This is a genomic window from Hansschlegelia sp., assembly GCF_035538955.1.
Classification (GTDB): Bacteria; Pseudomonadota; Alphaproteobacteria; order Rhizobiales; family Methylopilaceae; genus Methylopila.
This window is the reverse complement of sequence record NZ_DATLJK010000008.1, coordinates 126,383-138,830: the sequence shown is the minus strand read 5'-3', so window position 1 is coordinate 138,830 and position 12,448 is coordinate 126,383. Positions and strand designations below refer to the sequence as shown.

Sequence of the window (12,448 nt, the reverse complement as noted above, 5' to 3'; positions counted from 1 at the left end):
ACTCAGGCGCGCTGCAGCGCCTCGGTCGCGTCGGGCAGGTCCGGAACGTTGATGCGCCGGTAAAGCGCCTGCACCACGCCAAACGCTCCGAAGGCGAACAGGCCGAGCGCGACGGCGCCGAGCAGCGCCCATCCGTAGGGCTGGCTTTCGAGGCTCTGCAGCGCGCCGCCAAGTCCCTTCGCCTCCTTGGAATTGCCGTGCAGGGCCGCGAGCGCAAGAAAGCCGCCGATCAGGATGAAGGTCAGTCCTCGGGCCGCATAGCCGACCCGCCCCAGGTTTCGCGCAAGCCGCTCCCGCGCGGGCGGAACGGAGAGCCGCTTCAGCACGTCGCCGCGCCAGCCCTTCAGCGCGTGGATGCAGCCGCCGACGACGAAGCCCAGTCCGACAGCCGCAACGAGCCAGCGCCCGAAGGAATGCGCGAGCGCCCATTCGGTCCAGTCCTGCGCAGCCTGATCGTCGCCGCCGGAGCTGAAGCCGAGGCCGAGCGCAAGGCTGATCGCCGAAACCGCGAGGGCGCCATTGGCGAGGCCGCTCAGCGCGTGGACGGCGCGCGTCGCAAGCCCCTTGGCCGACGAGCCGCAGCCGTCGGCGTCGGCCGCCGCCTCGACGAGCCGCCAGATGGCGAAGAAGGCGAGGCCCAGCCCGACCGCGAACAGCATCGCCGCGCCGAAGGGCTGGCCGAGCAGCGAGCGCAGCGCGCTCTTGCCGCCGCCGACATCGCCGCCGGAACCTATCGCGGCCAGGAGCGCGAGCCCGCCCACCAGGCAGTACACGACGCCGCGCGCCGCAAATCCGGCGCGGGCGAAATGTTCGAGGCGAAGGGCGGTGGGCGGCGTCACCCAAGGATCATCGGTCGCGGCGGCCGACCTTCAAGTCGGGAGCGCAGCAGAAGTGGAAAAAAGCTAATGCGCGCTCGCTGTTAGCTTGCAGGCGCGGACCGCCCGCCCCACATTGGCGCTGTCGTCAACAACCGAAAGGAGGTGATCCAGTGTCTCATTGCGCCAATCGCCGTTCGCAGAACGCCGTGACCTGGATCTTGGCCTCAGCCGGGATTCACGCCTGATCAAGGCGAAGGCCGCGGCCTTCTCGAAGCCGCGATCTGCAATGTGAAGGGCCGTCCCTCCGGGGGCGGCCCTTCTTCTTTTCAGGCGACGGCGGCGGCGCGCGCGCCGAGCGGCCGCAGGTTCACGGTCGGCAGGATTTCGAAGCCAGGCCGGGCGAACAGATAGCCCTGCATCAGCCTGACGCCCATCTCGTGCAGGCGGCGGAACTCGGCGTCGGTCTCGATGCCTTCGGCGATGAGCTCGATCTTCAGCTCGCGCGCCATGCGCACGATGCTCGCCACGATCGCCTGGCGGGGGCGGTCGTTCGCGATGCCGCGGACCAGATCCATGTCGAGCTTGATCACGTCCGGCTGGAACTCGGCGAGCAGGTTGAGGCCCGAATGCCCGGCGCCGAAATCGTCGATTGCGGTCGTGAAGCCCTGCCGCTTGTACTCGTTGAGGATGCGGACGAGATGCGGCCGGTCCTCGATCCGCTCGCCTTCCGTCACCTCGAACATAATGCGCTCGATCGGGAAGGCGTGCCGGCGGGCGGCGGCGAGCGTGGTGCCGAGGCAGAGGCTCGGCTGGTAGACCGCGTTGGGCATGAAGTTGATGCTGACCCGGCTCTCGATCCCGAGCCGGGCGGCGTGCTCGACCGCGGTTCGGCGGCAGAGCTGGTCGAAGGCGAAGCGGTTGTCGGGCGTGACGCGCGAGAGCACGGCGCCTGCGCCGGAGCCGTCGGCGCCGCGCACCAGCGCCTCATAGGCGAAGACCGATCCGTCGGCGACGTCCACGATCGGCTGGAACGCCATCGTGATGGCGGTCTCGAAGGGGGCGCGGCATCCGGGGCAGCCGGTCTCCGCCAAGAGATCAGATGATTCCTGTCCCTCGGTCATGCCATTCTTTCAGCAAGAGGAGTTGGGGTTTGGTGCTCGGCTACCACCCTGCGGCCAAAATCTTACGAGCCGGTTACTCCGCGGGCAGGATGCGTTCGATGACGAGCAAGTATTACGACGTCTACAAGGCTTCGCTGGACGATCGGGACGGATTTTGGCTGAAGGCCGCGGAGGCGATCGACTGGTTCGAGAAGCCGCTCAAGGCCTTCGATCCCGCGCTCGGGGCCTATGGCCGCTGGTTCCCGGACGGAATGACCAACGCCTGCCACAACGCGCTCGACCGTCACGTGGAGGATGGCCGGGGGGAGCGGGCGGCGCTGATCTATGACAGCCCGGTCACCGGCGCGAAGCGGACCTACAGCTATTCCGAGCTACTCGACGAGGTGTCGAGCTTCGCCGCGATCCTGCAGGATCTGGGGGTCCGCAAGGGCGACCGCGTCGTGATCTACATGCCGATGGTCCCGGAGGCGGTCGTCGGCATGTTCGCCTGCGCGCGGCTCGGCGCCATTCATTCGGTGGTGTTCGGCGGCTTTGCGGCGAACGAACTCGCCAAGCGCATCGACGACGCCAAGCCCAAGGTGATCCTCACCGCCTCCTGCGGCATCGAGCCGACCAGAAAGGTCGCCTACAAGCCGCTGCTCGACGAGGCGATCCGGCTGTCGAGCCACGCGCCCGACGCGGTCGTCCTGCTGCAGCGGCCGCAGCTCGACGCGGAGCTCGTCGCCGGCCGCGACCATGACTGGGCGGCGCTGCGCGAGGCCGCCCGCGGCCGTGAGACTCAGTGCGAGCCCATGCGGGCGACCGACCCGCTCTACATCCTCTACACCTCCGGCACGACCGGAACGCCAAAGGGCGTGGTGCGCGACACCGGCGGCTATCTGGTCGCGCTCGCCTGGTCGATGGAGGCGCTCTACGGGGTGAAGGCCGGGGAAACCTTCTTCTGCGCCTCCGACATCGGCTGGGTGGTGGGACATTCCTACATCGTCTATGCGCCGCTGCTCGCGGGCTGCACGACCATTCTCTATGAGGGCAAGCCCGTCGGCACGCCTGACGCCGGCGCGCTGTGGCGGGTCGCCGCCGAGCATGGCGCGGTCGCGCTGTTCACCGCGCCGACCGCGATCCGCGCCGTCAAGAAGGAGGACCCGAGCGGCGACAAACTCGCGGGCCACGATCTATCGAGGATGCGCGCGCTGTTCCTGGCCGGCGAACGCGCCGATCCCGCGACCGTCGCCTGGGCCGAAAAGCTGCTCGGAGTTCCGGTGATCGACCATTGCTGGCAGACCGAGACCGGCTGGGCGATCGTGGCGAACCCGCTCGGCCTCGGCCTGCTGCCGGTGAAGCACGGCTCGCCGACCGTGCCGATGCCGGGCTACGACGTGCGGATCCTGGACGACGCGGGCCATGAGGTCGCGCCCGGAACGCTCGGCAACATCGTGATCCGCCTGCCGCTGCCGCCGGGCTGCCTGCCGACGCTGTGGAACGACGAGGCGCGCTTCCGGTCGGCCTATCTCGCCGGCTTCCCGGGCTACTACCAGACCTCGGACGCAGGCTTCATCGACGAGGACGGCTATGTGTTCTTCATGGCCCGCACCGACGACATCATCAATGTCGCGGGGCACCGGCTGTCGACCGGCGGTATGGAGGAGGCGATCGCCAGCCACCCCGACGTCGCGGAGTGCGCCGTGGTCGGCGTCGCCGACGCGCTGAAGGGCCAGACGCCGCTCGGCTTCGTGGTGCTGAAGGCCGGAGTCGAGAAATCGGCGGAGCAGATCGAACGCGAGATCGTCGCGCTGGTGCGCGACCGGGTCGGCCCGGTCGCCTCGTTCAAGCACGCGGTGACGGTGCCGCGCCTGCCCAAGACGCGCTCCGGCAAGATCCTGCGCGGCACGATCCAGAAGATCGCCGACGGCGAAGACTGGACCATGCCGGCGACGATCGAGGACCCCAGCGCCCTCGACGACATCGGGGGGGCGCTCGCGGACCGGCGCTAGCGCGGCGGGAGGAGCTCGTCGGGCGCTCCGACGCCTTTGCGAGCGCACTGAGGGCCATCCAGCCGCTCATACTTCACGCCGAGTTCCGCGGCGATGAGCATCCAGATCTGCCGCAGACGATGAACGTGCAGATCGTCCATCATCAGGCGGACAAGGCGCCGAACGCCCTCGGTCGACAACGCCGAGGCCGTGAAGGCGAAGCGGTCGCGCCCGTCCGCGGGAGCCGACCCCGCGTAGGTGGGTGCGAGCCTGAAGCCGCTCCGGCAGCGAACATTGCGGTCGTAATCGCTGAGCAGAACCGTGCCGACGAGCTCGATCAGCGTCTCGTCTTCGTCCTTCGGGAACACGGCGCGCTCGAGGTCGAAGATCGTGCGAACGTTGTAGGACTTGAGCAGCAGAAAGCGTTCCGGCCCGACGACCGTGCAGAGCTGGGCCTGCGCCACCCAGTCGATGGCCTCATAGATCCCATACGGGTTTTCGATGTGGACCATGATCGGATTGGCGGTCGCGAGGTTCTGCACATCGAAGATGTTGGACTCTTCGAGCCGGAACGCCGTGAAGGCGTCTATGCCGTCGAGGATCGTCAGCGGGATCGTCTTGGCGTGATCTTCGAGCTCGACATATTGCGCCTTGAAACGCACGCCTGAGCGCTGCAGCACATATTGCAGCGCCGAGTCCGGCACGAAGCCGAGCGCGAAGGACAGCATCAGCCAGACGGAATTGACACCGTCGCGAGGGTCCGGGCCGGCGCCGGCGGAAGGCTTGTCTGTGAGCCCGACAGCAGCCGCGCTCTCCCTGATGAAATCGGCCGCGCCTTCGGCGCTCGGAAACACCCGGTAGAGGACCACCGCAAGGGTCGTCGCGAGCACCATATGGGCGAACGCCCGCAGGAAGGTGAGCGGGGAAAGGTCGAACACCGCCACCGCCCTGAGCAGCAGCCTGACGCAGTAGAAATACGCGCCCGCGAAACAGAACGCGCCGACGGTCAGCAGATTGGCGTGCGCGGCGGCGAACATTTCGGGGTGGCGGATGAGCTTTGTCGGCGCTCCTCCGAGAGCGAGGAAGCTCGCCCACAGCCAGCTGCTGATGCTCTTCTGGGGATCGAGCACCTCGATGATCGGCGCGAACAGGATGAAGCCCCAGAAGAACGAATACGCCATCAGGGGAAGCGCGCAGACCAGCAGCATCCAGTCCGCGTGCAGCATCATCGGAAAGCGGGGGATCGCCTCGAGCTTCGGCTCCTCTCCCTCCCGCAGGTCGAGATCGACGTAGTACTTGCCCTTCACGAACTCGAACGAGACCGGAGCCTTGCCGCGGCTAGGGTCTCCCGGTGCAGCCTTGCTGAGATTGAACGTGGTCGCGAACAGGTTGATCAGCTTGATGCGCGTCAGCCGGATCTGGTGCCGGATCGCGATCGTCGTCACCGGCAGGATGACGGCGAGGAACAGGCTCGTCACGATCGGAAACAGCAGCTGGGTCTGCCGGCCGAGCGCGGTGAAGACCAGCAGCCCGATCAGCGCCGCCAGCGCAGCGAAGCCGAGAAATCCCAGAACGCCGACGACGGCGCCTCGTCTCCGGTAGGCTTCCATCGTTGTTCCCCCAGATCATGCCCGCACCGCGAGCTCTCTTGGGGAAATGCTACCTAAGATTGTATATCGGAAAAGGCGTACAACTACGTACCGGCGGAAGCCGGTCCGGCGGCTTTCAGAAAATCTGAGGTCGGTGGTGAGAGGCCCCGACGAGACGGCAAGCCGCCTCGCCGGGCGGACGGCGTTAGCGGCCGTCCTCGTCCTCGTCCGGGTTGTCGCGCTTGAGCTGGTTGAGCTTGGCGAACACGCTCTGGACGTCGAGCTCGGCCTCCGCGGCCGGCTCGGCGGTCGTGACCTCGGCCGGCAGCAGCGTATCGTCCGGCTCATCCTTGCGGAGGACGGCGTCCGGATTGGCCTTGGCGGCCTTGCTGACCTCGAAGTCCAGATCGATCTGGGAGCACAGGCCGAGCGTCACCGGATCGGCCGGCGCGAGGTTCTGCGCGTTCCAGTGGGTGCGGTCGCGGATCGCGGCGATCGTGGTCTTGGTGGTGCCGACCAGCCGCATAATCTGGCTGTCCTTGAGCTCCGGATGGTTGCGCACCAGCCAGAGGATCGCGTTAGGACGGTCCTGGCGGCGCGACACCGGCGTGTAGCGCGGTCCCTTGCGGGGCTTCACCGGCGGCAGGCGCACCTTCGAGACGGCGACGTTGAGGCGATAGTTCGGGTCTTTCTGCCCGCGCTCGAGCTCTTCGCGGGTCAACTGGCCCGACGTGATCGGATCGAGCCCGCGGATGCCCTGCGCCGCCTCGCCGTCGGCCACCGCCTTCACCTCGAGCTCGTGCAGTTTGCAGAAATCGGCGATCTGCGCGAACGACAGCGACGTGTTCTCGACAAGCCAGACCGCGGTCGCTTTCGGCATCAGCGGCGCGTTCGACATCTTGCAAAACTCCTCTCGCTCCGTCCGCCGGAACTGCGACGGAGCCCTGACCGATATCTCGATGACGGGATGGCCTCGATATAGGCCTTTCGGCATAGCGGCGCAACGGAGCCGGCAGGCCTCGCGCGCCGCGCCCGCCGGACGGACGGCGGCGCCGGATCGGGACTCAGGCGCCCGCCCCTTGCGGCCGGACGTCCCGCTGCGGCACGGTGCCGGGCCCGGCGCGACAGGAGATGAGACATGGCGGCGTTCGACGACGATCTCCCCCGCACCCCGGGCCCGCTGCGCGAGCATGTGATCGGGCAGGATCTCTCGGTCCTGTCGGTGGAGGATCTGACGCAGCGGGTTGCGGCTCTGAGGTCGGAGATCGAGCGGCTCGAAGCGGCCATCGCCGCCAAGACCGCGCAGCGGAGCGCGGCGGATTCCTTGTTTCGCCTCTAGGCTGATGGCCTTAACCGGACGTTAACCTTTCGGTCGGCTCAATATTGGCGAGTGGTTTTCCTGCCCACTCGGGACGCCTCCCTAGATCAGCCTGCGGCCGCCTCTCCCGGCGGCCTTTTTTTGGCTTAACGATTCGGTAACCCTCGCTTCGCATGCGCTGGGGACAAGCCGCCGATTGGTCCGGCGTTTGCCCCTTGGGCCGCGTTGATGCGAGGATCGGGGGCCGCTAAGCGTGCGGCGCCCGCGTGGCGTTCCGGAAGGGTGGCGAGGATGACGGACAGAACCGCGAAAGCGGATGACGGCGGCGCGGTCTCGTTCGGCGCGCGGCTGGTCGGCTCTGCGGGCTTCACCTCGCTGTTCCGCGAGGGCATGGCGCTGGTCGAGGAGACCGCCGCCTATCTGGACGGCGATGGCCGGTCCGAATCCCGCAATCTCGGCCGGCCGGAATCGATCGCCTACGCCACCGAGAGCATGCGGCTCACCACGCGGCTGATGCAGATCGCCTCCTGGCTGCTGGTGCAGCGCGCGGTCAATGACGGCGAGATGTCGGCCGACCAGGCGCGGGACGAGAAGCGCAAGGTCCGCCTCAGCCCGATCGCGTCGACCTTGTCGCCGGACATCTTCGAGCGGCTCCCCGAGCGTCTGCGCGACATCGTCGAGCGCGCCGGCCGGCTGCAGGAGCGGGTCCAGATCCTCGACGCCCAGCTCGACGGGAAGTTCGTCGCCGAAGAGCCGTCGCGCAATCCGCTCGAAGGCCAGATGGAGCTGCTGCGCCAGGCGTTCGGCGGCCGCGGCTGACGGCGCAAACGAAAACCCCGGCCGCAGGGCCGGGGTCAGGCAGGCCGGGCTTGTTAGGCCGGCGTCACTTCTTCGAGATGCCGAAATTCGCAAAGCGCTTGTTGAAGCGCGACAGCCGGCCGCCGCGGTCAGTCAGCTGGGCGGAGCCGCCGGTCCACGCCGGATGCGTGTTGGGATCGATGTCGAGCTGGAGCGTGTCGCCCTCTTTGCCGTAGGTCGAACGCGTCTCGTACTCGGTGCCATCGGTCATCACGACCTTGATGGCATGGTAGTCGGGATGGATGTCGGCCTTCATGGGTCGTCTCTATCGGTTGCGCGCGAAAAGCCGCTGCGCGTCTCAAATCGTCGCGATGGCGTAAGGCGGCAGCCTATAGCGCAAAGGCCGCCGTCGAACAACCGCGCAGGACGAAGCCGGGCGCGGGCTTGTTCTTCGGCGCCCAAGGGCTCAATAAGGCCGCGCATGCAGCTTGGAACCACCCGAAAGAAGGGCGCCCATGGCTCGACGCCGCTCCGCCGCTGACGCCGAGACGACGGCCGCGCCCCGCTCCCGCTCGCTGAGGCCGCTCGCGGCCCTCAAGCCCTATGCGCTCGCCCACAAGGGCCGGGTCCTGGGCGCGCTCGTGGCGCTGACCGCCGCCTCGGCCGCGACGCTCGCAATCCCGGTCGCGGTCCGCAGGCTGATCGACTTCGGTTTTTCGCGCGACCACCCGGGCATGGTGGACGCCTATTTCGGCGCGGTGCTGGCGGTCGTCGCCGTGCTCGCGCTCGCAAGCGCCGCCCGCTACTGGTTCGTGACCACGCTCGGCGAGCGCGTGGTGGCGGATCTGCGCAAGGCGGTGTTCGCCCACCTCACACGCCTGTCGCCCGCCTTCTACGACGCCACGCGCTCTGGCGAGATCGTCTCGCGGCTCACCGCCGATACGACCCAGATCAAGTCCGCCTTCGGGGTCAGCGCCTCCCAGGCGCTGAGAAACCTGTTCCTGTTCATCGGCGCGGCCGTGATGATGGTGGTCACGAGCCCGAAGCTCTCCGCCATGGTGCTGATCGCGATCCCGGTGATCGTGCTGCCGCTCGCGGCCTTCGGGCGTTCGGTCCGGCGCCGCTCCCGCGCCGCCCAGGACACGCTCGCCGAGGCTTCGGCGCTCGCCGCCGAAGCGGTGGGCTCGATGCGCGGCGTGCAGGCCTTCACGGCCGAGCGCAGCGTCACCGCGCGCTTCTCGGCGGCGGTCGAGGACGCCTATGCGGCCGCGCAGGGCTCGATCAGCGCGCGCGCCGTGCTGACCTTCATCGCCATCTTCCTGATCTTCGCGAGCGTGGTCGGCGTGCTGTGGTATGGCGCGACCGGCGTGCTGACCGGCGAGATGACGCCCGGCACGCTCGGCCAGTTCGTGCTCTACGCCGTGTTCGGCGCGGCGGCGATCGGCGAACTCTCCAATGTCTGGGGCGAGATCTCGCAGGCGGCGGGCTCCGCGGAGCGGCTGAACGAGTTGCTCCTGACGCAGCCCGCGGTGACCGACCCTGCCGCGCCGCGCCGGCTGCCGGCGCCGCCGCGCGGCGCGCTGGCCTTCGAGGACGTCGGCTTCTCCTATCCGGCCGAGCCCGCCGCCGGCGTGCTGAACGGCGTTACGCTCGCCGTCGCGCCGGGCGAGACCGTCGCGATCGTCGGACCGTCCGGCGCGGGCAAGAGCACGCTGTTCCACCTCGCGCTGCGGTTCTACGACCCGCTCAGCGGGCGGGTGACGCTCGACGGCGTCGATCTGCGCGAGGCGGCGCTCGCCGAGATCCGCTCCCGCATCGCGCTGGTGCCGCAGGATCCGGTGATCTTCGCCGCGAGCGTGCGCGACAACATCCGGCTCGGCCAGGACGAGGCCGCCGACGCCGACGTCGAAGCCGCCGCGCGGCTGGCCGGCTGCGAGCGCTTCGTGTCCAAACTCCCGCAGGGCTACGACACGCCGCTCGGCGAGCGTGGCGTCAACCTTTCCGGCGGGCAGCGCCAGCGGATCGCGCTCGCGCGCGCGCTGCTGAAGGACGCGCCGGTGCTGCTGCTCGACGAAGCCACCTCCGCGCTCGACGCCGAAAGCGAGACGCTGGTCCAGGAGGCGCTCGCCGCCACCCGCGCCGGCCGCACCACCCTCGTGATCGCCCACCGGCTCGCGACCGTGCTCGCCGCCGATCGCATCGTCGTGCTCGACGGCGGCCGGATCGTCGAGGAGGGCGCCCATGCCGAGCTCGTCGCGCGGCGCGGCCTCTATGCGCGCCTCGCCGAGCTGCAGTTCGGCGGCCATGAGCGCATGCGCCGCGCGGAGACCGCGGCCGGCTGAGGTGGCGCTCGATATCGTCCTCGCCGATCCGCCCTCGGCGGACGACCACGCCGCGATCGCGCGGCCGCTGGTCGCCTTCAACACCGCCGCCTTCGGCCCTTCGGGCTATCACCCGCTGGCGCTGTTGCTGCGCGATGAGTCCGGCCAGACGAGAGGCGGGCTGTGGGCGCGGGCGAGCTTCGGCTGGCTCTATGTCGAGCTGCTGGTCGTGCCGGAAGCCGAGCGGGGCAGGGGGCTCGGCGCCGAACTCATGGGCCGCGCCGAAACTGAGGCGCGCCGTCTCGGCTGCCGCGGCCTGTGGGTCGACTGCTTCGGCCAGATGCGCGGCTTTTACGAGAAGCTCGGCTACGCGGCCTTCGGCGCGATCCCGGACCACCCCGAGGGCGTCGAGCGCGTGTTTCTGAAGAAGCCGCTCTGAGCCGCGACCGTCGCGGCCTCAGCGTTCCGTCAGCTTGAGCTCGATGCGGCGGTTGCGCTTGTAGGCGTCCTCGTTCTGCGCCGTGTCGAGCGGCTGGAACTCGCCGAAGCCGGCCGCGAGCAGCCGCTGCGGCGCGACGCCCTTCGAGACCAGATACTGCACCACCGCGATCGCGCGGGCGGCGGAGAGCGACCAGTTCGACGGGAAGGCGCCGCGCGTCGGGCGGATGTCGGTATGGCCGTCGACCCGCATCACCCAGTTGATGTCCGGCGGGATCTCCTTGGTGAGCTCGATCAGCGCTGTCGCGATCTTGTCCAGCTCGGGCTTGGCGGCCTCGTTGAGGTCGGCCTGGCCGGTCGCGAACAGAACCTCCGACTGGAACACGAAGCGGTCGCCCACCACCCGCACGTCCGGCCGGTCGGCGAGGATCTGGCGCAGCCGGCCGAAGAAATCCGACCGGTAGCGGTTGAGCTCCTGGACACGCTGGGCGAGCGCCACGTTGAGGCGGGAGCCGAGGTCGGCGATCTTGGCCTGGCTCTCGCGGTCGCGGGATTCGGAAGCGTTGAGCGCGTCCTCGAGCGCGCCGATCTGGCGGCGGAGCGCGGCGATCTGCTGGTTCAGCAGGTCGACCTGGCTGAGCGCGCGGGCGCTCGCCTCCTTCTCCTGGTCGAGCTGGCTCGCGAGCCCGCTCGCCTTGTCGCCCTCGGCCCTGGCGCGATCCGCACCGCTCGCCGCGTCGGCCTTGAGCTTCTCGTTCTCCGCCTGCAGCGCGCCGAGATTGGCCTGCAGGCTGGTGAGCTCGTCCTTGGCGGAGCGCGCCGTGCCGCGCTCCAGCGCCAGCAGCTCGGTCAGCTCCTCGATCTGCGCGTTCAGCCGCTGCAGCGCGGTGTCCTTGCCCGTGACCTCCCGGCCGAGCAGGAACTGCGCGATCATGAACACGGTCAGCAGGAAGATGATGACGAGCAGCAGCGTCGACAGCGCGTCGACAAAGCCGGGCCAGTAGTCGACCGCCCGGTAGCGTCGCCGGGAGCTCAGCGCCATCAGGCGCGCTCCGGGTAAATCACGGCTCGACCTTGGCGCGCTGCTCCAGCAGGCGCTCGAGCAGCGCCTTGAGGTCGCCCTGCTGGTTCGACTGCGCCTCGACCCAGTCGCGGATCATCTGCTGCTCGGAGCGCATGTGCTTCACGAGGCCCTGGATGCCTTCGGCGAGATGGGCGGTCGCCTGCGTCGCCGTCTTGGTCCCGGATTCCGACAGCGTCTTGTTGAGCCGCTCAAGCGCCGCCACCAGCTCCGCCGGCTCGCCGCCGCCGGCGGCGACGCGCACCGCGGACTCGTCGTCGAGCTCGAGGTCGGAGGAGACCACCGCGGCGAGCCAGTCCTCGAGCTCGTTGTGAAACCGGTTCTGCGCCTGCCCGGCCTGCAGGTCGAGGAAGCCCAGAATAAGCGAGCCCGACAGGCCGAACAGCGAGGCGGAGAACGAGGTGCCCATGCCGGCGAGCGGCCCTGCGAGGCCGGACTTCAGCTCCTCGAACAGCGCCGCCGTGTCCTGCGTGCCGTTGCCGCCGAGGGTGGAGATCACGTTGGAGATCGAGCCGACGGTCTCCAACAAGCCCCAGAAGGTGCCGAGCAGGCCGAGGAACACGAGCAGCCCGGTAAGATAGCGCCCGATCTCGCGCGCCTCGTCGAGCCGGGTGCCGATCGAATCGAGGATCGAGCGCATAAGCGCCGTGCCGATCGGCGCGTTGCCGAGCCGGTCGCCGAGCAGCGAGGCCATGGGCGCAAGCAGCCGCGGCTGCTCGCGCAGCGCCAGCCCCGGCTCGTTCATGCGGAAGCCGTTGACCCAGCGGACCTCGGGAAACAGCCGGATCACCTGCCGGAACGCCAGCAGCACGCCGATCACCAGCACCGCGAAGATCAGCGCGTTGAGCCCGGGATTGGACAGGAAGGCGCGCTTGATCTGCTGGTTCAGGATCAGCGCGACGAACCCCGCCAGCGCGAGGAAGATCACCATCCGGAGCAGGAAGACCCGGGGCGACGACAGCTTGTAAGGGTCGAGCTCGGACAAGGACATCGC

General features: G+C 68.9%; 12 protein-coding genes. 5 read left to right on the top strand and 7 right to left on the bottom strand.

What is annotated here, in order from left to right; genetic code table 11:
• Nucleotides 1-2 precede the first annotated feature (2 nt).
• Nucleotides 3-839: a DUF1206 domain-containing protein gene (locus VM780_RS03900; protein WP_325445329.1), complete on the bottom strand. Its 837-nt coding sequence runs from the start codon at nucleotides 837-839 to the stop codon at nucleotides 3-5.
• A 305-nt stretch (nucleotides 840-1,144) separates the two neighbouring features.
• Entirely contained in the window at nucleotides 1,145-1,939 is a 795-nt protein-coding gene (locus VM780_RS03895; RefSeq protein WP_414652782.1) for an EAL domain-containing protein, read from the bottom strand.
• Between the two features lie 98 nt (nucleotides 1,940-2,037).
• On the opposite strand from VM780_RS03895, the gene VM780_RS03890 reads away from it, so the two are divergent.
• Entirely contained in the window at nucleotides 2,038-3,930 is a 1,893-nt protein-coding gene (locus VM780_RS03890; RefSeq protein ID WP_325445326.1) for a propionyl-CoA synthetase, read from the top strand.
• Here the strand turns inward: VM780_RS03890 and VM780_RS03885 are convergent.
• Complete coding sequence (locus tag VM780_RS03885) at nucleotides 3,927-5,519, bottom strand: hypothetical protein (protein WP_325445324.1); 1,593 nt, start codon at nucleotides 5,517-5,519, stop codon at nucleotides 3,927-3,929. The genes VM780_RS03890 and VM780_RS03885 overlap by 4 nt on opposite strands.
• Nucleotides 5,520-5,703: 184 nt before the next feature.
• Nucleotides 5,704-6,396, bottom strand: a complete 693-nt coding sequence (locus VM780_RS03880; RefSeq protein ID WP_325445322.1) for a DUF1013 domain-containing protein — start codon at nucleotides 6,394-6,396, stop codon at nucleotides 5,704-5,706.
• A gap of 240 nt (nucleotides 6,397-6,636) precedes the next feature.
• On the opposite strand from VM780_RS03880, the gene VM780_RS03875 reads away from it, so the two are divergent.
• Together VM780_RS03875 and VM780_RS03870 are read left to right on the top strand one after the other, a co-directional pair.
• Nucleotides 6,637-6,837 carry a DUF1192 domain-containing protein gene (locus VM780_RS03875; RefSeq protein ID WP_325445319.1) on the top strand — a complete coding sequence of 67 codons (201 nt, stop codon included), beginning with the start codon at nucleotides 6,637-6,639 and terminating at the stop codon, nucleotides 6,835-6,837.
• Between the two features lie 270 nt (nucleotides 6,838-7,107).
• The gene (locus VM780_RS03870; RefSeq protein WP_325445317.1) at nucleotides 7,108-7,635 is read left to right on the top strand and encodes a DUF1465 family protein; all 528 of its coding nucleotides are present in this window, start codon (nucleotides 7,108-7,110) and stop codon (nucleotides 7,633-7,635) included.
• Between the two features lie 64 nt (nucleotides 7,636-7,699).
• On the opposite strand, the gene rpmE is transcribed toward VM780_RS03870, so the two are convergent.
• Nucleotides 7,700-7,930 (bottom strand): 50S ribosomal protein L31, encoded by a 231-nt coding sequence (rpmE, locus tag VM780_RS03865; protein ID WP_325445315.1) that lies wholly within the window; start codon nucleotides 7,928-7,930, stop codon nucleotides 7,700-7,702.
• 199 nt (nucleotides 7,931-8,129) lie between these two features.
• Here rpmE and VM780_RS03860 point away from each other — a divergent pair, with 199 nt between their 5' ends.
• On the top strand, nucleotides 8,130-9,956 hold the full coding sequence (locus tag VM780_RS03860; protein WP_325445313.1) for an ABC transporter transmembrane domain-containing protein: 1,827 nt from the start codon (nucleotides 8,130-8,132) through the stop codon (nucleotides 9,954-9,956).
• 1 nt (nucleotide 9,957) lies between these two features.
• Nucleotides 9,958-10,374 (top strand): GNAT family N-acetyltransferase, encoded by a 417-nt coding sequence (locus VM780_RS03855; protein WP_325445311.1) that lies wholly within the window; start codon nucleotides 9,958-9,960, stop codon nucleotides 10,372-10,374.
• A gap of 18 nt (nucleotides 10,375-10,392) precedes the next feature.
• On the opposite strand, the gene VM780_RS03850 is transcribed toward VM780_RS03855, so the two are convergent.
• Nucleotides 10,393-11,415, bottom strand: coding sequence for a peptidoglycan -binding protein (locus tag VM780_RS03850; RefSeq protein ID WP_325445309.1), 1,023 nt, complete (start codon nucleotides 11,413-11,415; stop codon nucleotides 10,393-10,395).
• 19 nt (nucleotides 11,416-11,434) lie between these two features.
• Nucleotides 11,435-12,445 (bottom strand): flagellar motor protein MotA, encoded by a 1,011-nt coding sequence (locus VM780_RS03845; protein WP_325445307.1) that lies wholly within the window; start codon nucleotides 12,443-12,445, stop codon nucleotides 11,435-11,437.
• Nucleotides 12,446-12,448 lie beyond the last annotated feature (3 nt).